Genomic DNA, 25954 nt, shown 5'->3' with positions numbered 1-25954 from the left:
CCGGCCGTCTGAGCGGGTGACGGGAATCGAACCCGCGCCGTCAGCTTGGGAAGCTGAAGTTCTACCATTGAACTACACCCGCGTGGCAGCGAACTGCCGGGCCCCACTATAGCCACCGCCCGCCCGGGTGTGGAAACCACGGGCCCGCGGCGCGGCGTGGCACACGCCTCGGCGTGTCCGGCGGGGGCGCCACGGGGACGCCGACCCCCGTGGCGCGGCACGATTTCTCCGAGGGTGGAACACACCGCGGTCCCGTACCGTTACCCACTTGTGAGCACTCAGCAGGACGATCCCCCACTCATGCCTCCCGTGGCCCTGGACGTCGACGACGAGCACGGCACGGTCGAACGGGTCCGCCGGGCGCTTCGCAGCACGACACCAGGATCAGGCATGGCGACCATCCTGGAGCTCGACGGCGATCCCGGGCAGCTGGAGCAGACACGGCGCCTCATCGTCGGTGGCGTGGAGGAGCTCACGGGCCTGCGCCTGGGTGAGCTGCAGTCGCTCACCGCGGTCTCCGAGGGGGCCGACCACTACCGGACCATCGCCCGGCTCACCGGGCAGGCGGATGCCGCCGCGGCGGCCACCGTCGAGGGCCTCGTGCGCAAGGGCCTGCTCGACCAGCACCACCATCCCGCGGAGACCAACGCCCACGCCAAGCCGACCCTCGTGCACCTCACCCCCCGGGGCGAGGCCGTGCTCGGCCAGTCGGAGGCCATCCGCATCCGGCTCCTCGACACGGTCGCGCAGTCGCTCGACGACGTGGCGATCGAGCAGGTGCGGGCCGCCGCCGACGCCCTGCGGCTCGGCCGGCGCCTGGACGACCGGCGGCAGATCGGCGGGACCGCCGCCGCCTGCTGAACCGGCGCTCAGCTGCTGTCGGCTCCCACGCCGCGTCCCGCCCGTGGGCGCTGGCCGGGCGGCCTGATGCGCTCGAGCGCGGGCCGCAGGATCCGGGCAAGGGCGGGGACGTCGTCGTCGGCGATGACGTCGAAGATGAGCTCGCGGACGTCCTCGACGTGCGCCGGCGCCGTCTCCTGAACCTTCGTCAGGCCGGCGGCGGTGAGCGTGGCGATCCGGGCACGGGGGTTGCGCGGGGACCGCTCACGCACCACCCACCCGTGCCGCTCCAGCCGCGTGAGCACGTGGGACAGCCGGGACAGCGAGCCGGACGTGAGCTCGGCCAGCTCGCTGAGCTGGAGGGTGCGGTCTTGCTGTTCGGAGAGCATGGCCATCACCATGTACTCGTAGAAGGTGATGCCCGCGTGCTGCTGGAGGCGGGTGTCGAGCGCACCGGGGAGAGTGGTGACGAGCTCGGAGATGCTCAGCCACGTCTCGCGCTCCACCGGGGTCAGCCACCGGGGGCCCTGCTCGGTCATCGGACTCACCTTTCATAGTTGACGGTTCAAGTATGAGGCCCCGTCGCCCCGGTGTCAACGGCCGAGCAGCAGCAGGATCCGCTCCACCGCCAGCCCGCTCGCCCCCGCGAGGACGAGGACGAACGTCGCCACCCACACGACACGCGGCACCCGGGTGATGCGGGCGAGGACGGCCGGGTCCGACCCGGGGTCCCGCGACCGGAGCGCCGCCCCGAGGTGCCGCCACGCACCGAGCAGGAGCACCAGCCCGACGGCGAGCAGCACCAGGCCCTGGACGCGCGCGGCGCCGGCCCACCACAGCCATCCCGCACCACCGACCGTGACGACGAGGACCGCCACCGTGTAGACCGAGCGCGCGCGGAGCAGTCCGCCGAGGAGCAGCACGGTGACCACGAGCAGCACGGGAGCCGCCCAGCCCGCCGCCGCGGCGAGCACGAGCCCGGCGCCGACCAGCGCCGGAGCGGGGTAGCCGGCCCAGGTGGTCGCCACCCGCCCCGCCCCACGGGACCGGCCGACCGTCACCGCGTGGCCGGACATGTCCGCCCGGAGCACCAGGCCGGTGAACGAGCGGCCGACGAGCACGCCGACGACGGCGTGCCCCAGCTCGTGCACGACCGTCACAGCCACGCGCAGGAGTCGCCACAGCGCGGGCACCGCCACGACGAGGACCCCGGCACCGAGCGCCGCCCACAGCGCGAGGTCGGGCACACCCAGCTCCGGGAGCGGCGCGCCCGGGCGTACCCGGTCCACGATCGCATCCCACGGTCCGTCCGTCTCCAGCACCCCGTCATCGTGCCCTGCCGACCCGACCCGCGCAGTGAGCGACGCCGGGTAGCGTTCCTCCCGTGGATGCCGGACGGGTGAGCGGGGGCCTCGTCGTCGCGGCCGCCGTCGTCGACGACGTCACGGCGCCCCGTCGGCTGCTCGCCGCTCGGCGGTCCGCCCCCGACCAGCTCGCGGGCCGGTGGGAGCTGCCCGGCGGCAAGGTGGAGCCGGGCGAGGGTCCCGTCGCCGCGCTGCACCGCGAGCTGCACGAGGAGCTCGGTGTGGGGCTCGCCCTCGGCCGGGAGGTCGAGGGCCCGCTCGACGGACACTGGCCGATCACGGCGGCGCTGCGGCTACGGGTGTGGCTGGCCGTCGTCGTCAGCGGGACGCCCCGTCCGCTGCTCGACCACGACGAGCTGCGCTGGGTCGGTGCCGGCGACGCCGGTCGGCTGCCGTGGCTGCCCGCGGACCTGCCGGTCATCGCCTCGCTCGGGCTGCGGCCCTAGCCGTAACTACATGACCTCGGCGCACCAGACCTGCTGAGGCTCGTAGCGCCCCCCGCAGGTGTCGCCGAACTCCTCGTACTCCGACCCGGCCGGTGACTCCATGTACAGGGTGTCGCAGGCCTGACCGTCACCGTCCGCGCACGCGTCCCACAGGCCGTCGAGACGGGGGTCGTCACCGTAGGACCCGCCGACCGACAGGGAGCCGACGATTGTCGACGCCGCGAAGACGAGGGCGCCGACGAGCAGCACCGCACCGACGACGATGGCGACGACGAGCCCCGTCCGGCGGCCCGGCTCCGGGAGCCGGTAGCCGTAGGCGTCCCGCGGGTCCCCCACCACCGGCGCCGGGCCACCCGCCCCCGGGTACGCGCCCGGTGCCGCGTAGGGGTTGGCGTCCCAGCCGTACGGCCGGGCGGCATACGGGTCCGGCGTGGAGCCGCGCGCCGCGTACGGGTCCGGCGTGGGACGGCCGGGCGCCGCGTACGAGCCGGGCGCCGTGAACGAGCGGGGGCCGGGCTCGGCGTACGGGCCCGGCCCGACGTCGGGGCGAGGTCCGGGACCAGGTGGCACGGACGAGCCCGGCGGGGGGCCCGTCGGTGACGCCGCAGGGGCGACCGGGGACCCGACCGGCGGCGGGTAGCCGACCGGCTGCTGCCCGGCAGTCGGCGGCGCCGGCCGGCGGCGGGCGAGCGCGGCGTCCACGCCGTGGTCCCCCAGCGTCGCGAGCCACTCGACGACCGGCCGAGGGGCGGCGGGGTTCGCGGCCACGAGCGGACGCAGCTCGGGACGCGCGGCGGCCAGCCGGGCGAGGACGTCGGGGGCGGTGGCCGGGTTCGTCGCCTGGTAGGCGGTGAACTCCTCGCTCACCCCGCACCCTCCACGGGAGCGATGTGCCCGTGGACCAGCCCGACGACGTCACGCAGCCTGCCGACGTCGATCTGCCCCGGTGCGGAGGGCCGGTCGACGGCACCGAAGGTGACGGCCGAGCCGAACACCTCGCCGCACAGTCGGCTGACGAGACCGGCCGGTCCCATCGCCATGGTGACCACCGGGACGGCGAGGTCGTCGTGCGCGGTCAGCGTCGCCTCGAGGAGCGCGAGCACGTCACGCGGGCCGCGGGCCGTGACGGCGACCTTGACGATGTCGGCGCCGGTCGCCGCCATCGCGGCGAGGCGGTCGACGATCTCGGCAGCGGGAGGTGTCCCCACGACGTCGTGGCTCGAGACGAGGACCCGCACGCCCCGCTCCCGCGCACCGGCGAGGAGGTCGGGCAGCACGCTGCCGCGGGCGAGCTCGACGTCGACGGCGTCCCCAGCACCGTCCTGGAGGAGGGTCGTGACCGCCGTCGCGTACTGGTCGTCGGTGAGGTCGACCCGGCCGCCCTCCCCGGCGCTGCGCACGGTGAGCAGCAGCGGCGTGCCACCCAGCCGAGCGTGCAGCGCGGCCGGGAGGGCGCCGACCGGCGCGTCCGGGTGGACGCCGAGCAGGTGGTCCGCCCGCCACTCGGCGATGTCGACGCCGGCGGCGACGAGGTGGTCGGCCTCCTCCAGCAAGCCGGCGGGGTCGGTCGAGCACAGCGGGGCCGCGACCTTCACGCGTCCCTCACCGACGGGCACGTCGCGCAGCAGCACAACGCCACTCATCTGCTCACCTCCTGGTCCCGCCGCACCCTACCCACCGGAGGGGGCGCCCGCCCGCACCGCCCGCTTCCCGGGCCGTCGGACGGACCGGGTGCGGCGTGACGCACCGTCGCTCAGGGCGTGAGCGAGGGGACCGGCAGCCCGAAGCGCCGGCGAAGCGCACGCCGCGCGGCGTGCCAGCCGTTCATGCCGTGGACCCCGGGTGCCGGCGGTGCCGAGGACGAGCACAGGTACACGCCGGGGATGCCGAGGCCGTACGGGTCCCAGCGCCCGGTGGGCCCGACGAGGACGCGCCTCATCGTCACCGCACCGCCGGCGATGTCCCCGCCCTCGAGAGCCGCGTTGTGCTCGATCATCCGCGACGCGGGGATGCCCCGCGCGTGCACGACACGGTCGCGGAAGCCGGGTGCGAAGCGCTCGATCTGCCGGGTGACGGCCTCGGTCATGTCGACGTCCGAGCCCACGGGCACGTGGGCGTAGGTCCACAGCGGCCGCAGGCCGCCGTGCTCCCGGCCGGGGTCGGCGACGGACGGGTCGGAGAGCAGGACGCTCGGCCGCTCGGGCATCCTGCCGTGCGCGACGTCCGCCTCCGCCGCCGCCAGCTGCTCGCGCGTGCCCCCGACGTGGACGGTGAACGCCTTGCCGATCTCCGGGACGGCCCACGGGACCGGGCCGTCGAGGACGAAGTCGACCTTCGCCGCGCCACCACCCCGAGGCGCGTCGCGCAGCCGCCGTGCCAGCCGTGCCGGCATCCGGTCGCCCCAGATCTCGGCGGCCGCGCGCGGCGAGGTGTCGAGCAGGTAGCTGCGCGCCCGCGGCAGCTCGCGCCAGGATCGCACCCGGACACCGGTGCGGATCTCCCCGCCGTGGGCACGGAGGTCGGCGACGAGGGCGTCGGTGATCGCCTGTGAGCCGCCCACGGGGATCCGCCAGCCGACGACGTGCGCGAGCGTCCCGAGCATGAGGGCCACCCCGGCGGGCGCGAGCGCCGGAAGGGGGGAGATGGCGTGACCGGCGACGCCGGTGAGCATCGCGGGCGCGACCTCACCGCGGAAGGGCAGGTTCCACAGCGGCGTGCCCTGGATCAGGACGCGGGACCCGAAGGTGACGGCGCCGCGGAGCCCGCTCGGTGAGCGCAGCTGCGGGGGGACTCGGCGCATGTCCGCGAGCGAGAGCCCGACGACGGCGTCGACGTCCCGCATCAGGGGCTCGAAGACGCGGCGCCACACCGCGCCGTCGGGTCCGAGCCCCTCGACGGTGCGGTCGAGGTCGAGCCAGGCGAGGCCGCCGCGGGCGCCGTCGAGCGGGTGGGCGTAGGACAGCTCCGGGGTGACGAGCTTGACACCGCGGGCGGTGAGGTCGAACTCGGCGAGGAACGGGCTGGCGGTTGCGAGGGGGTGGACCGCGGAGCAGACGTCGTGCCGCAGGCCGTCGGCCAGCCCGAGGTCGAGCGTCCGGGCGCCGCCCCCGATCGTCGTCTCCGCCTCGAGGACGACCACACCCAGGCCGGCGCGTGCCATCGTCACCGCGGCGGCGAGGCCGTTGGGCCCGGAGCCCACGACGACGACGTCGGTCGTCTCCCTGGCTGTCGGCATCACCTCATTGTGTGGCCTGCGCCCGTCACCCGCAGCCCAGGGTGGACGTCACCAGTTCTGACCGCCGCCGAACCCACCGCCGCCGCGCTCCTGCTGCTCCTGGCGCTCGCGCTCCGCCTCCCGGTTGCGCTCCTCGAGCTCCTCCCGCTGCGGGTCGCCCGAGGGCTCGTCGGTCGGCTCGTCGGTGGGCTCGTCGGTGGGCTCGTCGGTCGGCTCGTCGGTCGGCCCCTCGGTCGGTCCGTCCGTCGGGTCGTCCCCGGGCTCGTCCGTCGGCTCGTCGGTGGGCTGGTCCGTCGGCTCGTCGGTCGGGGCGTCGTCCGGCTGCTGCTGCTCGCGGCGCGCCTCCTCCTCCTTGTCCTGCTGCCGCTCCGAGCTCTCCTCGTTCGCCTGGGAGGTCGTGCACGGGGCGATGACCTCCTGCGCCTCGGAGTAGTAGACCTCGGCGACACCCGGGTCCTCGTCGTCGGTGGCGGCGACGTCGCCCATCGCCTCGAGTGCGAGCGAGAGGTTCGTGCGCACGCGGCACTCGGGCGACCCCGGCGCCTTGCTGCCCTCCGGCCCGTCGGGCAGCGGGCCGGCCTCGGGGACCCGGTCGAGCGCGACGCGCAGGTCCTCGACGGCCAGGAAGTGCTCCTCGGCCCGGTAGAGCGCGGTCCCGCTGTTGAACCACGCCTTCCACTGCTCGGCGAACCCGGTCCACCGCTGCTGCGCCTCATACTGCCGCGCGGCGTCGGGGAAGCGCAGGGCGTCGTACTCGCGGGTACCCAGGAGGTTGCCGAGCCACGTCCCGAGGAGGAGCGACCCGGCGGCCAGGAAGGCCAGCACCACCGGCGCGGACCACGCCAGCAGCCGCCGGCGGCGGCGCCGGTGCTCGGGCAGCTCGGGTCGGTCGGCGCGTGCGGTCTCGTCGGTCGTCATCCCCCACTCCCCTCGGGACGGGCCGTCCGTGTCCGGGTGGCGTACGGGCGCGGGAACCGCCGTGCCTGGTACCAGGCCTCCCAGGCGAGCAGGGCCGCGAGGAGGGCGGCCGCCGGCCAGTACACGTCCTCGTAGACCGACACGTCGCGGCGTCCGTCAGCGGCGATCGTCTCGGCGTCGATGCCTGCGACCAGACCGTCGACGGGCGAGGGCTCGGTGCGGTGCGTGTAGTCGACGCCGAGCTGCTCGGCGACGCGACGCAGCTGCGTCTCGTCGAGCCGGGAGACCGCCGGCGGCGAGCCCGGCTGCGTCTCGTCGAGGATCCACGGGGCGTCGGTCCCTGCCCCGGTCTCCTCCGTCCCGTCGTAGACCCGCATCTGGCCGCCCTGCGGCGTCCCGTACCCGAGCACCGCCCCGCCGTCGACGAGGGGTGCGAGCTCGGCGAAGGACTGCGGCTCCGTCTCACCGGTTCCGTCACCGCGGGTGTTCTCGCCGTCGGACAGGAGGTAGACGATGCGCACGTTCTCGGGGTTGCGCTCAGCGGCACCCTCGAGGGCGGCCGTCAGCGCCGGCAGCGGCCGGTCGATGGCCGAGCCCGCGGAGTAGTGGGTGATCTCCTGGACCAGGGTGTCCGCCCAGGTCCGGACCGCTCGCGCGTCGGTGGTCAGGGGGAGCTGACGCGCCGCCTGGGAGTCGAACGTGATGACGGAGTAGCGCGCGCCGGGCATCGCCTCGACGAGCGCCGTGACGTCGTGGCGCACCCCCTCGAGCCGGGGCCGGTCGCCGTCGTAGTCCTCCGCGGCCATCGACCCGGTGCGGTCGACGACGAAGAACATCTCGACGTTGGTCGCGACCGTCGTCGTCGTGCTCGGGACGGCGGGCGCGAGGGCGACGACCGCGAGCGCGAGGACCATCCCGCCACGCCGCAGCCAGGCCGCGAAGGACCCGTCCTCGGTGCGCCGGGCCCGGACCGCCGCGAGGACGCAGATGACGAGCAGCGGGAGCAGGACGACGGCGGTGACCCACAGCGGCCAGGCGAGACGCAGGATCATGAGCGCAGCCTCCAGCCCACGAGGATGATGCCGGCGACCCCTGCCACGGCGATCCACAGCACGGTCTCGGGCCGGTCGGTGATGACGACCTCGGGGTCGGCGTCGAGCTCGACGGCCTGCTGGGAGGCGATGTCCTCGATGATCGCGTCGACGGCCGCGGGGTCGTCCGCGTTGTAGAAGAGCCCGCCGTGGCCCGTGACGACCTGCCGGTAGGCCTCCTCGTTGGCCGGCGAGTAGGACTCCTCCGAGGCGGCGAACAAGCCGTAGAGGCGGATGTCCCGCTCGGCGACGAGGTCGGCGGCCTCCTGGAGGCTGTAGATCGGCTCCCCGAGCACCTGGTTGTCCGTCGCGAGGATGATCGACCGGGACCGCTCGGTGTCGGAGTCGTCGAAGGCGTAGGCACAGGTCGCCAGCCCGTCGCCCACCAGCGAGGACGAGTTCGGGTCCAGCGACATGGTGCCGGCGACGAACTCCTCGAGCCGGTCGAGCGCCTCGGGCGAGTGGAACAGGGCGTCGAGGTCGAAGTCGAGCGCCCGGGCGGCCGACTCCAGCTCCTCGGTGACGAGCGCGTAGTCGTCGGTCAGCGGGAAGACCGTGCGGGAGGTGGAGTTCCACACCGACAGGGCGATCCGCTCGCCGTCGAAGCTCTCCACGAGCCGTGAGAAGGTCTGCACGATCTCGGTGTCGAACTCGATCATCGAGCCCGACACGTCGAGGCACAGCACGATGTCCCGGGTGGCGAGCACCTCGGCGCGCACGTCCCGGTCGGCCGGGCGGGCGAGCAGCAGGGAGGTGCCGAGCGCCGCGACGAGGCCGAAGACGCCCAGCCCCCCGAGTGCCACCTGGAAGAGCCGCATCCGCCTGCGGTAGGTGGGCAGCCGGGTGAGGTAGGAGGTGTTGGCGACCCAGCGCACCTCCCGCGTCTCGCGCGGCGAGCGCGGCAGGAACCAGCCGACGACGGCCGCGACGAGCACGAGACCCAGCACCACGGGGATGAGCCAGGACATGAGCATCACCACTGGCGGATCACCTCCCGGGCACGCTGGGCGGCCGTCTCGGCCTCGGCGTCGCTGCGCCGCGCGAAGGACGGCTCCTCCCACAGGCGCAGCAGGTCACCGAGCCGGGTGGTCGGGTCGAAGTCGGCGATCTCGCCGGCCGTCCACGAGCTCACGTCACGGCCGATCCGCTCGGAGGCGAAGGAACGCATGACCCGGGCCAGCTCAAGGTGCAGCCCGCGGAGGTCCTCCTCCCCGCGCCGGTAGGAGGAGATCGCCTCGTCGACCTCCTCCTCGAACCGCGCCCGCCCGTCACGGGACAGCGGTCCCGGCTCCCGCGGCCGGGCCGGGTGACGGGTGGAGAGCAGCACGAAGGCGTACCACCCGGCGACGGCGAGCAGCAGCAGGCCGCCGACGACCGGCACCCACGTGGAGTAGGCCTCGGGCGGCAGGAGGGACTCAACGCCGGACACGTCGTTGCCTCCGGAACAGGTCGATGAGCGCGTCCACGACGTCGTCGGAGCTCGTCGCGACGACGTGCTCGACGCCACGGCGCCGCAGCATGTCACGCACCCGCTTCTTGCGGTTCGCGACGGCGGTGGTGGCCGCCGCGTGGAGCCGGCGGTCGCGCTGGAGGAACGGCGGGAGCACGAGCCCGCCCTCGACGTCCGCGACGGGGCCCAGGCCCGGCGTCGTCGGGACCGCGTCGGCGACCGAGATGACCATGATGTCGTGGCGGGTGCGCAGGCGACGCAGGGCGTCCTCGTCGGTGAGCGCGGGCCGGGCCTCGTCGGTGATGAGCACGACGAGGGTGCGCCGGCTGGCCGAGGTGAGGATCCGGTCGAGCACCCGGGACAGGTCCGACGACGGCGCCTCCCGGGTGAGGTCACGCTCGAGGATCCGCAGCAGCATCTCCATGTGGCCCGCGCCCCCGCGGGCAGGGACCTGGGTGATGCGCCGGGAGTCACCGGCGACGAGCCCGACGAGGTCACCGCGCGCGCGGGCGAGGTAGGCGACGACGTCGGCGGCGAAGAGCGCGATCTCCGACTTCCGCTCCCCGCTCGGGGCCGTCGCGGCCATCGAGCGTCCCGTGTCGACGGCGAGCACCATGGCGAGGTTCGACTCGTGGACGAACCGGCGGATGACCGGGTGACCGGTGCGGGCGGAGGCCTTCCAGTCGATGTCCCCGACGTCGTCGCCGGGGTGGTACTCGACCATGTCGTCGAAGTCCTGACCGTGGCCGGTGAAGATCGAGCGGTGGTGCCCGTCGAGCAGGCCCGAGGCACGCCGGACCGTGGGAAGGTCCAGCCGTGCCCGGACTTTGGCCAGCCGTGAGGCGCTCGACATCCGTGACCTACGGCGCGGGGACGGCAGCGAAGACGGCGTCGACCAGGGCCTCGGGGGCGACGTTGTTCGCCAGGGCGTCGTAGGTCCGCACGAGCCGGTGCCGCAGCACGCTGTGGCTCAGCGCCTTGACGTCGTCGGGAACGACGTAGGTGCGCCCCTGCTGCAGTGCGTGGGCCTGCGCGACCCGCATGAGCGCGATGGCGCCGCGGGGGCTCGCACCGACGCGCACGTGCTGGGAGAACTTGGGCAGCGGTCGGGGACCGCCGCCGCGGGTGGTGTTGACGATCGCGACGATGTACTGCTTGATCGAGGCGTCGACGTACACCTGGCCCGAGAGGTGCTGGAGGAACACGACGTCGTCCAGCGTGATCGGCCGGCTGCGCAGCGGCGCGTCGAACGCGCCGCTGCTGATCCCGTCGAGGACCGAGATCTCCTCGGTGGGCGTGGGGTAGGTGAGCACCTCCTTGACGAGGAACCGGTCCATCTGGGCCTCGGGCAACACGTAGGTGCCCTCCTCCTCGATGGGGTTCTGCGTGGCGAGCACCATGAACGGCCTGGGCAGCGGGTAGACCTCGCCACCGATGGAGGTCTGCTTCTCCTGCATCGCCTCGAGCATCGCGGACTGCGTCTTGGCGCTGGACCGGTTGATCTCGTCGAGCAGCACGAGGTTGGCGTGCACGGGACCGAGCTGCGTGGAGAACTGGCCCGTCGCGTAGTTGAAGATCTGCGTGCCGACGATGTCGTTCGGCATGAGGTCGGGCGTGCACTGGATGCGGTGGAAGGAGCCCGACACCGACGACGCCAGGGTCTGCGCCGCCGTCGTCTTGGCCAGTCCCGGCACCGACTCCAGCAGGATGTGCCCACCGGCCAGCAGGGTGGAGACCAGCGCCGTCCGCAGCGCCTCCTGCCCGACGACCCGCTGGCCGAAGATCTCGTTGACCCGGCCGAGGAGGTCCGCGGACCGCTGGAGGTCGCCGTGCTCGATCGTCGCCGTGCTGGGCGCCAGGCCCGCGCCGCTCGGAATGGTCATCGTTCCCCTGTCCTCAGGTCGGCGGAGCCCGACCCGCGTCGCGCCGTGTACCCGCGCGAGTATGCCACCCGCGCCTGGGACCACCCTCAACGGGTGCCCGGCCACACAGCGGCAGGACTCCCGGCGGATCTACCCTGGTGGGGTGACCACCTCCCCCTCCCGCCTGCTCCGGCCCGCTCTCGGGGTGCCGCTGGCGGTGGCAGCCGCGGGAGCAGCGCTCGTCCTCGGGCTGGTCCTCTCCGGTGCCGTCGCGCCCACCGGCGTGCTCGACCCCGGCGCCCTCGTGCGCTGGGGCGTCCCGGTGGTGACGGTGCTCGCCGACGGCGCCGCCGCCGTGACCATCGGGGCGCTCGCGCTGTGCGCGGTCGTGCTGCCGGCCGCGGGCCGCACGGCGCCGACCCGCCGCGAGCGGCGCGCCCGGGTAGCCGTCGACGGAACCGCCTGGCGCCTGGCGGCACGCACGGCCGCCGTCGCCTCGGTCGTCTGGACGCTGGCCGGCGTCCTTCGCATCGTGCTCAGCTACTCGCGCACCTCCGGCCGTCGGCTCGACGAGCCGGCCTTCGGCAGCGAGCTGGCCTACTTCATCACCGACATCCCGCTCGGACGCGCGTACCTCGTCGCCGCTCTCCTCACCGCCCTGCTCGCGACCGTCTGCGTCGCGGTCGCGACCCCGACCGGCGCCGCGCTCGCCTGCCTCCTCGCGCTGGCCTCCCTCGTGCCCATCGCGCTCACCGGCCACGCGGCCGGCGCCGCCGACCACGGGCTGGCCGTCTCGTCGCTGTGGCTCCACATCGGCTCGATGTCCCTGTGGGTGGGAGGGCTCGGGGTGCTGTGCCTCGTGGGCAGCCGCCTCGGTGTCGACCGCGTGCCGGCCGTCGTGCGCTACTCGACGCTGGCGGGCTGGGCCTTCGCCCTGGTCGGCGTCTCGGGCCTGGCCAACGGCTGGGTGCGCGTCGGCTCGCTCGCCGGGCTCGCCACGCCCTACGGCCAGCTGGTGCTCGTCAAGGCCGCAGCGTTCGCCGCCCTGGCCGTCGTCGGTTGGCTGCACCGCCGCCGCACCGTCCCCCGGGTCGGCGAGCGTCCGGGGCTGTTCTGGCGCGTCGCGCTCGGTGAGGTGGTCCTCATGGCCGCCGTCATCGGTGTCTCGGTGGCACTGGCGTCGAGCCCGCCCCCCGTCCCTCAGGAGCCACCGGCCCGGCCGACGCCGGTCCAGGAGGTCACCGGGTACCCGGCGCCCCCGGAGCCCACGTTCGCCACCTGGTTCACCGAGTGGCGGATCGACATCCTGTTCGCGCTCGCCGCGGTCGCCGCGGTCGCCGTCTACGTCTCCTGGGTGGTGCGCCTGCGTCGCCGGGGGGACCACTGGTCGGTGCCTCGGACCGCGTCGTGGGTGGCCGGCGCCGTGCTCTTCGGCTGGGTCACCTCCGGCGGACCGGCCGTGTACGGCCTCGTGCTGTTCAGCGCGCACATGGTCCAGCACATGCTGCTCGCCATGGTCATCCCACTGTTCTTCGTCGTCGGGGCGCCGATCACCCTGGCGATGCGGGCCCTGCCCGCCCGCAGCGACGGGTCGCGCGGGCCGCGCGAGTGGCTGCTCGCCCTGGTGCACTCCCGGTGGGCGCAGTTCTTCGCCAGGCCGGGGGTGGCGGCGATCAACTTCGCCGGCTCGATGGTCGTCTTCTACTACTCACCGCTGTTCGCGTTCTCGCTGAACATGGACGTCCACATCGGGCACGTCCTCATGGTCGTGCACTTCACCCTCGCCGGGTACCTCTTCGCCAACGCCCTCATCGGCATCGACCCGGGGCCCACGCGCCCGTCCTACCCCCTGCGTCTGGTCCTGCTCTTCGCGACGATGGCCTTCCACGCGTTCTTCGGGATCTCCATCCTCCAGTCGACCACCCTCTTCGCGGCCGACCACTTCGGCCGGCTGGGGCTGCCGTGGTGGGTCGACGCACTCGCCGACCAGGAGGTCGGTGGCGCCGTCACCTGGGGCATCGGCGAGCTGCCGACCCTCGCGCTCGCGGTGGCCGTGGCCATCGCGTGGGCGCGGGACGAGGACCGCACGGCGCGCCGCGAGGACCGGCAGGCCGACCGCGACGACGACGCCGCGCTGGCCGCGTACAACGCGCGCCTCGCCCAGCTCGCCGACCACGACGGCGCCCGCTAGCGCACCCCCCCCCGCCCCCTGCGCCGACAGCGGAGTTGTTGCGCCACGTCACCCACCCGACGTGCGCCGACAGCGGAGTTGTTGCGCGCCGTCACCCCATCCAGGCGCCGAGCTCGACGTCGGTGCCCGCGAGCCGGACCTCGAGCCCGTCCGCGCCGACCGCGAGCCGGGTGGGCACGAGTCCGTCGGGCAGGCCTGGGATCTCCAGCCGCACGTCACCGAGCTGGTCGGCGAGGGCGTCGACGACGGGCCGCGGGACGCTCGCTCCCGCGACCATGACCTCCCCGAGCTCCAGCGCGACCGCGCCGCCCACGACCACCGGGTCGACCAGGGCGGTGAGCTCGAGCCCCGCGACGTCGACGCCGAGCTGCATGACGCCGTCGGCGACGTCGAGACTCAGGGGGTCACCGGGCAGGTCGACGGCGTCAGCGAGCGCCGAGCGCAGGGTGGCGACCGGGACCTCGGCGTTGATCTCGACCGTCTCCGCGCGGTACGGCTCCTCCGGTTGGACACCGCGGGCGGTGACCCGGACGTCACGCAGCTCCATCCCCTCCGTGACGAGTGCCGTCGACTCACCCCGGACCTCGGCGAGCCGTCCGGCGAGCACCTGGGTGAGGAAGGGGAAGCCGTCGATGACGACGTCCGCGTCGTCGGCCAGCTCGACGTGCTCACGCGCCGTCGCGAGCAGCTCGTCCTCCGTGCGCGCGACCATGAGCCGGTCGAGCACCACCCCGCCGACGACGAGGACGACGATGAGGACGAGGATCACGGTGGCAGCGCGGCGCATGCGACCACGGTACGGCCCAGCCCGCGCAGGTCCCCGCCGCACCAGGGTGGGCGGTCGGCCACCGATCGACCGGGCGCCCAGGAGTGGGTTCCTCCGGACGGGGACCTGGCGGCCCTCCGGTACGCGGCTCCTGTCTCGTCCCCCTCGGTGCCACCGCAGCCCGGGCGGTCCTGGACCGCGACGTGAAGATCGGCGATGTCCGCGGCGAGGTCCTGGCGGAGGAGGAGACCCCGGTGCTACCGGGCCGCCGGCGGCTGACTGCTACCGTCGGGCCACGGCTCGACGACGGAGGTCCCGATGTCCCACCGCGCGCGGTTCGCGCTCGTCCCGTTCAGCACGCTCGTCCTCGTGTGCCTCGTCGCACCCGGCGCGACGGCAACGGACGGCCGCCTCGCGGCCACCGGTGTCGACGTCCTCTGGGTCGTCGTGGGCGCCGTCGCGGTCGTCGTCGTCGGTGTCGTCGCCGTCCTGCTCGGCCGCCGCGGCCGCAAGTAGCGACTCACGGCCGTCGCGGCGGGCGTCCCGCTGCCGGCACGGCGCTGAGGGACCCGGTCAGCCGCCGGACCAGGCTCGGCGCAAGGGCGAGGCGTCGAGGTCGCTGAGCAGCTCGGCGACCGACTCGAAGACGGCCACCGCTCCTGCCTCGGTGAGCTCGGCGGCGCTGATGCCACCGGTGAGCACCCCGACGCACGGCACGTTCGCGCGTGCTGCGGCCTTGACGTCCCACACGGTGTCCCCGACGAACACGGCGTGCTCGGGAGTGGCGTCGACGGTGTCGAGGGCGGTCTGGACGAGGTCGGGGTCCGGCTTGGCGTCCTCGACGTCCTGCGCGGAGGTGATCGCGTCGACGACGTCCGAGATGCCGAGGACACGCTCGAGGATGGCCATCTCGTCGGGCGAGGCCGAGGACGCGAGCACGACGCGGGCACCTCGCGTCCTGATCGCGTCGACGAGCTCGGGCACGCCGTCGAACCGGTGGATCTCCTCGGCCGCCTGCGCGTAGTACTGCGAGTGGCGCTCCTTGACGGCCGCGCCGAGCTCCTCCAGGCGGTCACCGAGCAGCTCGGCGAGGAGCAGCTCCCCACCCATCCCGATCCGGCGGTGGATGCGCCACGCGTCCACCGGGTGACCCGTCTCCCGGAAGGCGCGCGCCCAGGTGAAGGTGTGGATGTAGTTGGTCTCCGCGAGCGTCCCGTCGATGTCGAGCAGGACGGCACCGGGTGTGGAGGTAGGCATGCGCCGTTCGTACCCCACGCCGGGGCTGGGCGCATCCGGTGCGGCTACGGCGCCGGGTCGGGGTCCGCGGCGTCGAGACGGTTGCTCATCTCCGAGTACCAGGCGAGCGCGTCCATGCCGGTGAGGCCGAGCTCGGCGGCGACGGCGAGGAGCACCTGCTCCCGCTCCGCCTGGAGCGCGTCACCGAGCGTGACGTCCGGCTCGGCGAGCGCCTGCTGAAGGCGGCGGGTGAACCACTCCGCCACCTCGACCGCGACGGGTGAGGAGTGCTGGTTGGCCATGTGCTCGCCCTCGACGACCACGAGCTCGACGGCCTGCACCGCCCGCCGGGTGAGCTCGTAGTCGCTCATCCGGGCGCTCAGCTCCTCGGACACCTCCTGCACGGCCCGGGCGCGGCTCTCGGCGCGCACGTGGTCCAGCAGCCCGACGAGGTCACCCTCCGGTGGCAGTCCCAGCCGCAGCTGGGCGCGACGGACCTCCCCGAGGCCGGGGATGGCGGCGATCGCCGCGTCGAACAGCGGCACCACGGCGTCGACGGCCGCCCGGGCGCGGGAGAGGTACATCTGCCGCACGTCCTCGGTGAGGCGCTCCCACGTGTCCGTGCCCGCCGCCTCGCGCAGGGCCAACCGACGGGCCGCCTCGGGCACGGCCCGCTCGACGACGGAGTCCAGGCTGCGCGACGCGTCCCCGACCGGCTCGTCGGGCAGCTCGGCGCCCTCGTCGAGCAGCTCGGCCCGCAACCGGTCCCGCTCCTCGCGCAGCCAGTGGATCTGTCGCTGCGCCGCCGAGAGGGCGCGCGCCAGCTCGACCTCGACGGAGCCCTCGGCCGCGGCGAGCAGCTCCTCCGGCTCCGGTGTCACGTCGTCGGCACCCACGCGCTCCACGCTAGCGCTGCCGCACCACTGCGCCGCAGCGCACGCGGGGCGAGTCGCACGGCCGGTGGACCGGCCAGCAGAACCCCGCGCGTCGTGCCGGTGTCGTGACTACCCTCGGGGAGCACGCGAACTTCGTCGGCTGCGGCGTCGCTGCCGCAGCCCTCAACCAGGGGGAGCACTGTCATGGACGCCCAAGAGATCATGGACCAGTGGACGCAGACCCTGGGGGCAGGGCCGCTGCTTCTCATCGCGGCGGGCGCCATCGCGCTCATCCTCGTCCTCGTCATCGTCTTCAAGCTGCACGCCTTCCTCACCCTCATCCTCGTCTCGCTGCTGACGGCGTTCGTCACGGGTATCCCCGTCGCCGCGCTCGTCCCCTCGCTCATCACCGCGTTCGGCGGGACCCTCGGCTCGGTCGCGCTCCTCATCGCGCTCGGCGCGATGCTCGGCAAGCTCATCGAGCACAGCGGTGGGGCACGCGTGCTGTCCGAGAGGATGGTCGACATCTTCGGCGAGAAACGAGCACCGCTGGGCCTGGGCCTCGCCTCTCTGGCGTTCGGCTTCCCGATCTTCTTCGACGCCGGGCTCATCGTCATGCTCCCGATCATCTTCGCCGTCGCGCGTCGGCTCGGGAACAACGTGCTGCTCTACGGCCTGCCCGCGGCCACCGCCTTCTCGGTCATGCACGTCTTCGTGCCGCCGCACCCGGGGCCTGTCGCGGCCTCCGAGCTCTACGACGCCAACATCGGCCTCGTGCTGCTCGTCGCGATCATCCTCGCCTTCCCCATCTGGTACCTCACCGGTTACCTGTGGGGCACGTTCGTCGGAAAGCGGTTCATCCTGCCCGTCCCCGCCCTGTTCGGCAGCGTCGACGACGACACGCAGGTCAACCCACCCAGTGTCGCCACCGTCGTCGGCATCCTGCTCCTGCCGCTCCTCCTCATCTTCCTCAACACCGGGCTCGACTTCCTCGGCTCCGCGGGGGTCGTGGACGACACCCAGACCTGGGTCCAGGTGCTTGCCGCGATCGGGACCGCTCCCGTCGCGCTACTCATCTCGGTCATCGTCGCGCTGTTCGTCCTCGGTCACCGCCGTGGCGAGAACGGCACCGCCCTGGAGAAGATCGTCGACTCCTCGCTCGGCCCGGTCGCGTCGGTCATCCTCATCACCGGGGCGGGTGGCATGTTCGGCGGCGTCCTGCGGCTCTCGGGAATCGGCGACGCCCTGTCCGACGTGCTCGGTGACATCGGCGTGCCGGTGATCGTCGCGGCCTGGCTCATCGCCGTCATCCTGCGCGTCGCCCAGGGTTCGGCGACCGTTGCGCTTGTCACCGCGGCCGGTCTGATGGCCCCCGCCGTCGCGGCCGGGGACTTCAGTGAGCTGCAGATCGTCGCAATCACACTTGCGACGGCGGCCGGCTCGGTCTTCGCCAGCCACGTCAACGACTCCGGCTTCTGGCTGGTCGGCCGGCTCATGGGGATGGACGTCAAGACCACCCTCAAGACCTGGACCGTCCAGCAGACCCTGCAGTCGGTCGTCGGCTTCGTCTTCGCCTTCGCCGTCTTCGCGATCTTCTGATGACCGCGTCGCTGTTCGACCTCACCGGGCGCCTCGCGCTCGTCACCGGTTCCTCGCGCGGCCTCGGGCTCGCGCTGGCGACCGGGCTGGCCGAGCACGGGGCGCGCGTGGTGCTGCACGGCCGTGACACCGGGGCGCTGGCTCGGGCACGGGAGCAGGTGGCCGCGGCGGGTGGCGGCACAGAGGTCGTCGCCGTCACCTTCGACGTCACCGACCCCGCCGCCGTCCGGAGCGGTATCGGCGCCCTCGTCGCCGAGCACGGGGTGCCCGACGTCCTGGTCAACAACGCGGGGATCCAGCGGCGTGCCCCCTTCAACGACTTCGACCCGCAGGACTGGGACGACATCGTGGCCGCCAACCTCAGCAGCGCCTTCTACGTCTCCCAGCAGGTCACCCGCGGGATGGCCGAGCGAGGGTCGGGCAAGGTCGTCAACATCGGCTCGGTGCAGTCCCAGCTGGCGCGGCAGACCATCGCCCCCTACTCGGCGACGAAGGGCGGCCTGGTCATGCTCACGAAGGGCATGGCCGCCGACCTCGCCCGGTTCAACATTCAGGTCAACGCGATCTCCCCCGGCTACTTCGCCACCGAGCTCAACCGCGCCCTCGTCGAGGACGAGGAGTTCAACGCGTGGGTCGTAGCCCGGACGCCCGCGGGCCGCTGGGGCAGGTTCGAGGAGCTCATCGGCACCCTGGTCTTCCTCAGCTCCGCGGCGTCGAGCTTCGTCTCGGGCCAGAACATCTTCGTCGACGGCGGGATGACGGCGGTCGTCTGACCGCACGCCACCCGCGGGGAGGGCAGCCATGAGGGCCGTCGTCATCAACGGCAAGGAGGACATCGAGCTCGCCGAGGTCCCCACCCCCGTGCCGGCCGCCGGGCAGGTGCGTCTCCGGGTCGCCTACGCGGGCATCTGCGGGTCGGACCTGCACTACTACTACGACGGCGCGAACGGTGCCTTCGTCGTGCGGGAGCCGCTCGTCCCGGGTCACGAGGTCTCCGGGACCGTCGACCTCGACCCCGACGGCGAGCTGGCGCCGGGAACGCCCGTGGCGGTCCACCCGGCGACCTTCGGCCAGGCGCAGCACGGCGTCGAGGACCGCCCCCACCTGTGGCCCGGCGGCGCGTATCTCGGCAGCGCGTCGACCTGGCCGCACACGCAGGGCGGGATGAGCGAGCTGCTCCTCGTCGACCGGTCGATGGTCCGGGTGCTGCCCGCCTCGCTCCCGCTGCGGCGTGCTGCGCTGGCCGAGCCGCTCGCGGTGGGCCTGCACGGCGTCGCGGTGGCGGGCGGCGTCGAGGGCCGCCGGGTGCTCGTCACGGGGGCCGGTCCGATCGGGCTGCTCACCGTCGCGGCCGCTCTCGCCCGGGGCGCGGACACGGTGACGGCCACGGACGTCCTGCCCGCGCCCCTCGAGCGGGCGGCCGCCCTGGGGGCGCACCACACGATCGACGTGACCCGGGACGAGGTGCCCGCGGAGTCCTTCGACGTCGTCCTCGAGTGCTCCGGCGTCCCCGCCTCGATCACCAGCGCCTTCGTCGCCGCCAGGCGGGCCGGCGTCCACGTCCAGCTGGGGATGGTCCCCGACGAGCCGAGGGGCATCAACCTCGCACCGGTCATCGCCAAGGAGCTGACCGTCCACGGGTCCTTCCGCTTCCGCGACGAGATCGACGCAGCCGTGTCGCTGCTCGACGCGGAGCCGAGGATCGAGCGGGTCATCACCCACGAGCTGCCTGCGGAGCGGGCGGTGGAGGCCTTCGCCCTCGCCCGCGACTCCCAGGCCTCGGGGAAGGTGCTCGTCGCGCTGGGGAGGACCCACGACGCGTGATAGGACAGGCAGGTGAGCCACACCCCCTTCCACGACCTCGACGACTACGTCGCCCTGCCCCGCCTCGGCGGCCTCGCCCTGTCCCCCGACGGGCGGCGGCTGGTCACCACCGTCAGCACCCTCGACGAGGATCGCACCGGGTACCGGTCCGCGCTGTGGGAGGTGGACCCGGCCGGTGACCGGCCCGCCCGCCGCCTCACGCACGGGCCCACGGGCGAGTCGCAGCCGACCTTCACGGGCGACGGTGACCTCCTCTTCGTCGCCAAGCGGGGCACCGACGACGACGCCAAGCCCGCCGTGTGGTCGCTGCCCGCGGCCGGCGGGGAGGCCACGCTGCTGGCCGCCCACCCGGGTGGGGTCTCCGGGCTCAGCGCCGCTGCCCGCGCCGCCGTCGTCACCGTCGTGGCGAACAGCCTGCCGTCCGCGACCAGCCCGGACGAGGACCACCGGCTGCGCAAGGCCCGCACCGAGCAGAAGGTCAGCGCGATCCTCCACACCGGCTACCCGGTGCGGTACTGGGACCACGACCTCGGCCCCGCCCTGCCGCGGATCTACGCGGCCGAGCCCGCCGACGACGACGCCGCGTCGTCCTTCGACGCGGCCCGGACCGCCGTCGGGACGGACGACGACGCGACGGCACCGCGTGGCAGCCACGAGCTGCGCGACCTCACCCCGGGTGCCGGCGGGGCGCTGACCGAGGCGGACGTCGACCTCGCCCCGGACGGCAGCTTCGTCGTCTCCACGTGGAACGTCCCCGAGGCGCGCGGCTCGGTGCGCACCCAGCTGCGTCGCACCGACCTGGCCGACGGCTCCCAGTCCGTGCTCGTCGACGACACCGAGGCGGAGGTCGCCGGACCGCGGATCAGCCCGGACGGCCGCCGGGTCGCGTACGTGCGCGAGACGCGCAGCACCGCAGAGTGGGCCCCCCGCATGTCGCTGGAGGTGGTCGACACCGCCGGTGGTGAGCCCCGTGCCGTGGCAGCCGAGTGGGACCGCTGGCCCGCTCAGGTCCGCTGGCTGCCGGACGGCTCGGGGCTGCTCGTCGTCGCGGACGACGACGGCCGCTCCCGCCTGTTCCACGTCGGGCTCGAGGGGGGCACCGTCACCCGGCTGACCGGCGAGGGTGCGCTCACCGACATCGTCGTCGCACCGGACGGGAGCGCCGCCTACGCCCTGCGCTCCTCCTACGCCTACCCCGCGGAGGTCGTGCGCATCGACCTGGGCACGCTGTCCGAGGGCGATGCCGAGGTCACCGTCCTGCGCGGCCCGGCGCAGCGCCCCGCGCTCCCGGGCACGCTCACCGAGGTCGAGACGACGGCCGAGGACGGCTCACGGGTCCGCGCCTGGCTCGCGCTGCCCGAGGGCGCCGGTGCCGCCGCCCCCGCGCCATTGCTGCTGTGGATCCATGGCGGGCCGCTCGGCTCGTGGAACGCGTGGTCCTGGCGCTGGAACCCGTGGATCATGGTCGCCCGCGGCTACGCGGTGCTGCTGCCGGACCCAGCCCTGTCCACCGGCTACGGGCAGGACTTCATCCAGCGCGGCTGGGGCGCCTGGGGAGGCGCCCCCTACACCGACCTCATCGCCGTCACCGACGCCGTCGAGCAGCGCCAGGACGTCGACGCCTCACGCACCGCCGCGATGGGCGGCTCCTTCGGCGGGTACATGGCCAACTGGGTCGCCGGGCACACCGACCGCTTCCGGGCGGTCGTCACCCACGCGAGCCTGTGGGCCCTGGACTCCTTTGGCCCGACGACGGACGCGGCCTGGTACTGGGGCCGGGAGATGTCACCGGAGATGGCCCTGGCCAACTCCCCGCACCTGCACGTGGGCAGCATCCGCACGCCGATGCTCGTCATCCACGGGGACAAGGACTACCGCGTGCCGATCGGCGAGGGCCTGCGCCTCTGGTACGAGCTGCTCTCGAGGTCCGGGCTCCCGGCCGACGACGAGGGACGCAGCCCGCACCGGTTCCTCTACTTCCCCGACGAGAACCACTGGATCCTCACCCCGCAGAACGCCAAGGTCTGGTACGAGGTCAACCTCGCGTTCCTCGCGGAGCACGTCCTGGGTGAGGGACCGGGCGAGCTGCCGGCGACGCTGGGCTGACCGACCCCGACCGGTCGGCTGACACCGTGTGGGGTTCGGGTCTCCAGCGGACCTGAACCCCACACGGTGACGGCGGGAGCCGGCTCGCACCGTGTCCGCGGGGCTTCTTCCCGCTCAGCTCCAGACGAGGCCCATGTCGGGGTTCTCGAGCAGGCGGGCGACGTCCGCGAGGACGCGCGCGCCCAGCTCGCCGTCCACCAGGCGGTGGTCGAATGACAGCGCCAGCTGGGTGACCCACCGCGGCTTGACCTTGTCCTTGTGCACCCACGGCTGCTTGCGGATGGCACCGAAGGCGAGGATCGCGGACTCGCCCGGGTTGAGGATCGGCGTGCCGGTGTCGATGCCGAAGACCCCGACGTTGGTGATCGTGATGGTGCCGTCGGACATCGCCTGCGGCGTCGTCCTGCCCTCCCGGGCCGTCGCGGTGAGGTCCGCGATGGCGGTGGCGAGCTCGTGCAGGTCGAGCCGGTGCGCGTCCTTGATGTTGGGGACCACGAGGCCGCGGGGCGTCGCCGCGGCGATGCCGAGGTTGATGTAGTGCTTGTAGACGATCTCCTGCGCGTCGTCGTCCCACGAGGCGTTGATCTGCGGGTGGCGGCGCACCGCCAGGACGAGGGCCTTGGCGGCCAGCAGGAGCGGGGTGACGCGCACGTCGGTGAACGCACGGTCCCCCTTGAGCCGCTCGACGAGCTTCATCGAGCGGGTGACGTCCACCGTGTGGAAGACGGTGACGTGCGGGGCGGTGAACGCCGAGTTGACCATCGCCTCGGCGGTCCGGCGACGTACCGAGCGCACCGCCACCCGCGTCCGCCGGCCGTCGCTGGACACGACGCCGTCGGAGAGCCACGGGTTGTCGTCCCCCGGGTAGGTGGCGAGCTCCTCGGCCCCGGACCGCTGGGTGTGGGCGAGCACGTCCTCCCGGGTGATGATCCCGCCGGGACCGGTCGCCGCGACCGCGGAGAGGTCGACGCCGAGGTCCTTGGCGAGCTTGCGCACCGGGGGCTTGACGAGCACCGAGGGCGAGGGGGCGCTGGTGCGCGCGGTGCCGTTGCCTCCCGGCTGCGCTGTCACCGAGCCCGGGCTCGGCGCTCCGACGGCGGCCGGTGGTGCCGGGACGCGCGCGGCAGCGGCCTCGGCTGCGCGCGCTCCGCTCACGCGGGCGGGCTCCTGCGGGGCGAGCGGCGCACCTGCCGGGGCGGGTGACCGGCTCCCCGACGCCTCCGCGGCCGGCTCGGCCGGTCGCGGGTCGGGATCCTGCGCGGCCGGTGCCGGGGAAGCCGGTGAGGTACGCCGGCGCCGCCGGGCCCCCGATGCCTCCTTCGTCCCGTAGCCGACGAGCACGTCACCGCTCGTCGTCGAGTCGGCGGCCGGGGCGCCGTCGTCGTGTGCGGGCCCGTCCGGGTCGACGTCGATGACGACGATGGGCGCGCCGACCGGGACCGTCTCACCCTCGCGGACGAGGATCTGGGTGACGACGCCCGCCCACGGGGCGGGCAGCTCGACGAGGGACTTGGCGGTCTCGATCTCCACGAGGTTCTGGTTGACCGTGACGCTGTCGCCGACGGCGACGTGCCACTCGGCGATGTCGGCCTCGGTGAGGCCCTCACCGACGTCCGGGAGCTTGAACTGCTGGTAGCTCGGCACAGGTTCTCCTTCGGGCCGCGGCTAGTACGCCAGGGCGCGGTCGACGGCGTCGAGCACCCGGTCCAGGCCGGGCAGGTACTCGTCCTCGTGGGCGGAGGCCGGGTAGGGCGTGTGGAAGCCGCCGACGCGCAGCACGGGGGCCTCGAGGCTGTAGAAGCACTCCTCGGTGACGCGGGCGGCGATCTCTGCACCGGCACCGAAGAAGGTGTGCGCCTCGTGCGCGACGACGAGCCGCCCGGTGCGCCGCACGGACTCGGCGACGGAGGGGATGTCCAGGGGCGAGACCGAGCGCAGGTCGATGACCTCCAGCTCGTGCCCCTCCGCGGCTGCGGCCTCGGCGGCGGCGAGGAGCGTCTTGACGGTCGGCCCGTAGCCGACGAGCGTGGCGTCCCGGCCGGTGCGGACCACCCGGGCGCCGTGCAGGCCCTCGGTCACGCCGGTCTCACCGAGGTCGACCGGGGCGTCGACGTCGACCTCGGCGCGGTCCCAGTACCGCGCCTTGGGCTCGAAGAACAGCACCGGGTCCGGGGAGGCGATGGCCTGCTGGATCATGGTGAACGCGTCGGCGCTGGTGGCCGGCGTGACGACGCGCAGCCCGGGGGTGTGGGCGAAGAGCGCCTCGGGCGACTCGGAGTGGTGCTCGATCGCGCCGATCCCGCCGCCGTAGGGCACGCGGATGACGACCGGCACCTGGAGCCGTCCCGCCGACCGGTAGCGCAGCTTGGCCAGCTGGGTGGTGATCTGGTCGAAGCCCGGGAAGATGAACCCGTCGAACTGGATCTCGCAGACGGGGCGGTAGCCGGCCATGGCGAGGCCGATCGCCGTCCCGATGATCCCGGACTCGGCGAGGGGGGTGTCGACGACGCGATCGCGGCCGAACTCCTCCTGCAGCCCGTCGGTCACCCGGAAGACGCCGCCGAGGGCGCCGATGTCCTCGCCCATGAGGAGCACCTTCTCGTCGCGGCGCATCGCCGCGCGCAGGCCCGCGGTGATCGCCTTGGCGAGAGGGGTGGGTGCCGCCGTGGTCGTCGCGGTCATCGGCCGGCCTCCGCGTCCTCGAAGGAGTCCCGGTAGCCGGCGAACCACTCCCGCTCGCCGGCCACCTGGGGGTGGGGCGCGCCGTAGACGTGGTCGAACATCTGCTCCGGGCCCGCCGGGGTCAGCGCCCGGCAGTAGTCGCGCGTGGCGGCGCCGAGCTCCTCGGCGGCGGCCTCGACCTCGGCGAAGAAGGCGTCGTCCGCGAGGCCCTGGTCACCGAGGTGGGCGCGCAGCCGGTCGATCGGGTCGCGGTCGCGCCAGTAGTCCTCCTCCGCGCTCGTGCGGTAGCGCGTGGGGTCGTCGGACGTCGTGTGGGCACCCATCCGGTAGGTGAAGGCCTCGATGAGGGTGGGCCCGCCGCCGCTGCGGGCGCGCTCGAGCGCCTCGGCGGTCACCGCGTAGCTCGCGAGCACGTCGTTGCCGTCGACGCGGACCGACGGGATGCCGACGCCGGCGCCGCGGCGGGCGAGCGGGACGGTGGTCTGGCCGCTGGACGGCACGGAGATCGCCCACTGGTTGTTCTGGCAGACGAAGACGACGGGCGCGTTGTTCACGGCGGCGAAGACCATCGCCTCGTGGACGTCGCCCTGCGAGGTGGCGCCGTCGCCGAAGTAGACGACGACCGCGCGGTCGCGGTCGGCGTCCCCGGTCGCGACGTCGCCGTCACGCTGGATGCCCATGGCGTAGCCGGTGGCGTGCAGCGTGTGGGAGCCGATGACGAAGGTGTAGAGGTGGAAGTTGTGGGCCAGGGGGTCCCAGCCGCCGTGCTCGATGCCGCGGAACACCCGGAGGAGCTCGCGCATGTCCATCCCCCGCGTGTGGGCCACCGCGTGCTCACGGTAGGAGGGGAAGACGAAGTCCTGCGGGCGCATCGCGCGCCCGGAACCCACCTGCGCCGCCTCCTGCCCGAGACTGGGTGGCCACAGCCCGAGCTCTCCGTGCCGCTGCAGTGCGGTCGCCTCGGTGTCGAAGCGCCGGGCCAGGACCATGTCGCGGTAGAGCTCGCGCAGCTCGGCGGGGCCCAGGCGGGCGGCCCACCGGTCGTAACGGCTGTGGTCGAGGCGGCGACCCGCGGGGTCGAGGAGCCGGACGAGCTCATCGGGATCTGCCGAGCTACTCGTCCCAGGTCGCGGTGTCAGTGTGTCCATGGTGGTGACCACCTCCATCGGTCCTGCCTCCTCACGCCGGGGGTCGGCCCCGAACCTACGCAAGCGTAGGCTACGGAAGCGTAACTTGTGGTTGTAGAGGACCCACAGAAGCTGCGCCCGTCGCTTGTCGGGGCCGGGCGTCCCGCCTGGCGCGTGGAAAAGGGCGGGCGAGGCCCACCCCTCGGAATTGCCAGTCCGGGCCCTGCCGGCCGACCCGCGCGTCGTCGCCCTGGCCCACCACCCATCTGATATGTAGTGGCTCTCTGTCAAGAGGCAGGGTGAGGCGCCCGTCCCCGGTGGTTGGGGCGGGCGCCTCTGGCT

The 25954-nt window shown here is 73.8% G+C and carries 25 protein-coding genes and 1 tRNA gene; 8 read left to right on the top strand and 18 right to left on the bottom strand.

Annotation, left to right across the window (positions count from 1 at the left end):
- Positions 1-11: 11 nt before the first annotated feature.
- Positions 12-82, bottom strand: a tRNA-Gly gene (locus tag VR894_RS00130).
- A 188-nt stretch (positions 83-270) separates the two neighbouring features.
- Here VR894_RS00130 and VR894_RS00125 point away from each other — a divergent pair.
- The gene (locus VR894_RS00125; protein WP_324649269.1) at positions 271-861 is read left to right on the top strand and encodes a hypothetical protein; all 591 of its coding nucleotides are present in this window, start codon (positions 271-273) and stop codon (positions 859-861) included.
- Positions 862-869: 8 nt separating this feature from the next.
- On the opposite strand, the gene VR894_RS00120 is transcribed toward VR894_RS00125, so the two are convergent.
- Positions 870-1379: a MarR family winged helix-turn-helix transcriptional regulator gene (locus VR894_RS00120; protein WP_324649268.1), complete on the bottom strand. Its 510-nt coding sequence runs from the start codon at positions 1377-1379 to the stop codon at positions 870-872.
- A 54-nt stretch (positions 1380-1433) separates the two neighbouring features.
- Positions 1434-2162, bottom strand: coding sequence for a M50 family metallopeptidase (locus VR894_RS00115; protein ID WP_324649267.1), 729 nt, complete (start codon positions 2160-2162; stop codon positions 1434-1436).
- Positions 2163-2224: 62 nt separating this feature from the next.
- Here VR894_RS00115 and VR894_RS00110 point away from each other — a divergent pair, with 62 nt between their 5' ends.
- Positions 2225-2650: a (deoxy)nucleoside triphosphate pyrophosphohydrolase gene (locus VR894_RS00110; protein ID WP_324649266.1), complete on the top strand. Its 426-nt coding sequence runs from the start codon at positions 2225-2227 to the stop codon at positions 2648-2650.
- A gap of 6 nt (positions 2651-2656) precedes the next feature.
- On the opposite strand, the gene VR894_RS00105 is transcribed toward VR894_RS00110, so the two are convergent.
- The 9 genes from VR894_RS00105 to VR894_RS00065 form a co-directional block, all read right to left on the bottom strand.
- Positions 2657-3517, bottom strand: a complete 861-nt coding sequence (locus VR894_RS00105) for a hypothetical protein (RefSeq protein WP_324649265.1) — start codon at positions 3515-3517, stop codon at positions 2657-2659.
- Positions 3514-4293, bottom strand: a complete 780-nt coding sequence (aroD, locus tag VR894_RS00100; protein ID WP_324649264.1) for a type I 3-dehydroquinate dehydratase — start codon at positions 4291-4293, stop codon at positions 3514-3516. The genes VR894_RS00105 and aroD overlap by 4 nt, the downstream gene beginning before the upstream one ends.
- Positions 4294-4403: 110 nt before the next feature.
- Positions 4404-5885 (bottom strand): NAD(P)/FAD-dependent oxidoreductase, encoded by a 1482-nt coding sequence (locus tag VR894_RS00095; protein ID WP_324649263.1) that lies wholly within the window; start codon positions 5883-5885, stop codon positions 4404-4406.
- Between the two features lie 48 nt (positions 5886-5933).
- Entirely contained in the window at positions 5934-6803 is an 870-nt protein-coding gene (locus VR894_RS00090) for a PT domain-containing protein (protein ID WP_324649262.1), read from the bottom strand.
- Positions 6800-7855: a vWA domain-containing protein gene (locus VR894_RS00085; protein ID WP_324649261.1), complete on the bottom strand. Its 1056-nt coding sequence runs from the start codon at positions 7853-7855 to the stop codon at positions 6800-6802. Before VR894_RS00085 ends, VR894_RS00090 begins: the two co-directional genes overlap by 4 nt.
- Complete coding sequence (locus VR894_RS00080; RefSeq protein ID WP_324649260.1) at positions 7852-8862, bottom strand: VWA domain-containing protein; 1011 nt, start codon at positions 8860-8862, stop codon at positions 7852-7854. The genes VR894_RS00085 and VR894_RS00080 overlap by 4 nt, the downstream gene beginning before the upstream one ends.
- 5 nt (positions 8863-8867) lie before the next feature.
- Positions 8868-9323: a hypothetical protein gene (locus VR894_RS00075; RefSeq protein WP_324649259.1), complete on the bottom strand. Its 456-nt coding sequence runs from the start codon at positions 9321-9323 to the stop codon at positions 8868-8870.
- Positions 9310-10197 carry a DUF58 domain-containing protein gene (locus VR894_RS00070; protein ID WP_324649258.1) on the bottom strand — a complete coding sequence of 296 codons (888 nt, stop codon included), beginning with the start codon at positions 10195-10197 and terminating at the stop codon, positions 9310-9312. Before VR894_RS00070 ends, VR894_RS00075 begins: the two co-directional genes overlap by 14 nt.
- Positions 10198-10204: 7 nt before the next feature.
- Positions 10205-11227, bottom strand: coding sequence for a MoxR family ATPase (locus VR894_RS00065; protein ID WP_324649257.1), 1023 nt, complete (start codon positions 11225-11227; stop codon positions 10205-10207).
- Positions 11228-11369: 142 nt separating this feature from the next.
- On the opposite strand from VR894_RS00065, the gene VR894_RS00060 reads away from it, so the two are divergent.
- A complete protein-coding gene (locus tag VR894_RS00060) occupies positions 11370-13397 on the top strand; it encodes a bifunctional copper resistance protein CopD/cytochrome c oxidase assembly protein (protein ID WP_324649256.1) in 2028 nt (675 codons plus the stop codon).
- 91 nt (positions 13398-13488) lie between these two features.
- Here VR894_RS00060 and VR894_RS00055 read toward each other — a convergent pair whose 3' ends face one another.
- Positions 13489-14184 (bottom strand): DUF2993 domain-containing protein, encoded by a 696-nt coding sequence (locus VR894_RS00055; RefSeq protein ID WP_324649255.1) that lies wholly within the window; start codon positions 14182-14184, stop codon positions 13489-13491.
- A gap of 297 nt (positions 14185-14481) precedes the next feature.
- On the opposite strand from VR894_RS00055, the gene VR894_RS00050 reads away from it, so the two are divergent.
- Positions 14482-14679, top strand: a complete 198-nt coding sequence (locus tag VR894_RS00050) for a hypothetical protein (protein WP_324649254.1) — start codon at positions 14482-14484, stop codon at positions 14677-14679.
- A gap of 57 nt (positions 14680-14736) precedes the next feature.
- Here the strand turns inward: VR894_RS00050 and VR894_RS00045 are convergent, their stop codons facing one another.
- Positions 14737-15420 (bottom strand): HAD family hydrolase, encoded by a 684-nt coding sequence (locus VR894_RS00045; RefSeq protein WP_324649253.1) that lies wholly within the window; start codon positions 15418-15420, stop codon positions 14737-14739.
- A gap of 44 nt (positions 15421-15464) precedes the next feature.
- Positions 15465-16295, bottom strand: coding sequence for a hypothetical protein (locus tag VR894_RS00040; protein WP_324649252.1), 831 nt, complete (start codon positions 16293-16295; stop codon positions 15465-15467).
- A 201-nt stretch (positions 16296-16496) separates the two neighbouring features.
- Here VR894_RS00040 and VR894_RS00035 point away from each other — a divergent pair, with 201 nt between their 5' ends.
- The 4 genes from VR894_RS00035 to VR894_RS00020 are packed head-to-tail and all read left to right on the top strand — an operon-like array spanning position 16497 to position 21803.
- Complete coding sequence (locus VR894_RS00035) at positions 16497-17873, top strand: GntP family permease (protein WP_324650024.1); 1377 nt, start codon at positions 16497-16499, stop codon at positions 17871-17873.
- Positions 17873-18646, top strand: a complete 774-nt coding sequence (locus tag VR894_RS00030) for an SDR family oxidoreductase (protein WP_324649251.1) — start codon at positions 17873-17875, stop codon at positions 18644-18646. The genes VR894_RS00035 and VR894_RS00030 overlap by 1 nt, the downstream gene beginning before the upstream one ends.
- Before the next feature lie 28 nt (positions 18647-18674).
- On the top strand, positions 18675-19697 hold the full coding sequence (locus tag VR894_RS00025; protein WP_324649250.1) for an L-idonate 5-dehydrogenase: 1023 nt from the start codon (positions 18675-18677) through the stop codon (positions 19695-19697).
- Positions 19698-19709: 12 nt separating this feature from the next.
- Positions 19710-21803, top strand: coding sequence for a S9 family peptidase (locus tag VR894_RS00020; RefSeq protein WP_324649249.1), 2094 nt, complete (start codon positions 19710-19712; stop codon positions 21801-21803).
- Positions 21804-21917: 114 nt separating this feature from the next.
- On the opposite strand, the gene VR894_RS00015 is transcribed toward VR894_RS00020, so the two are convergent.
- Genes VR894_RS00015 through pdhA form a run of 3 tightly spaced genes read right to left on the bottom strand, consistent with a single transcriptional unit; the run spans position 21918 to position 25633 of the window.
- Positions 21918-23447 carry a dihydrolipoamide acetyltransferase family protein gene (locus VR894_RS00015; RefSeq protein WP_324649248.1) on the bottom strand — a complete coding sequence of 510 codons (1530 nt, stop codon included), beginning with the start codon at positions 23445-23447 and terminating at the stop codon, positions 21918-21920.
- 21 nt (positions 23448-23468) lie between these two features.
- Complete coding sequence (locus VR894_RS00010; protein ID WP_324649247.1) at positions 23469-24485, bottom strand: alpha-ketoacid dehydrogenase subunit beta; 1017 nt, start codon at positions 24483-24485, stop codon at positions 23469-23471.
- Positions 24482-25633 (bottom strand): pyruvate dehydrogenase (acetyl-transferring) E1 component subunit alpha, encoded by a 1152-nt coding sequence (gene pdhA / locus VR894_RS00005; protein WP_324649246.1) that lies wholly within the window; start codon positions 25631-25633, stop codon positions 24482-24484. The genes VR894_RS00010 and pdhA overlap by 4 nt, the downstream gene beginning before the upstream one ends.
- Between the last annotated feature and the right edge of the window lie 321 nt (positions 25634-25954).

Source organism: Georgenia sp. H159, from assembly GCF_035607575.1.
In the GTDB taxonomy this organism is placed as follows: domain Bacteria; phylum Actinomycetota; class Actinomycetes; order Actinomycetales; family Actinomycetaceae; genus Oceanitalea.
This window is presented reverse-complemented; position numbering and strand designations above follow the sequence as displayed.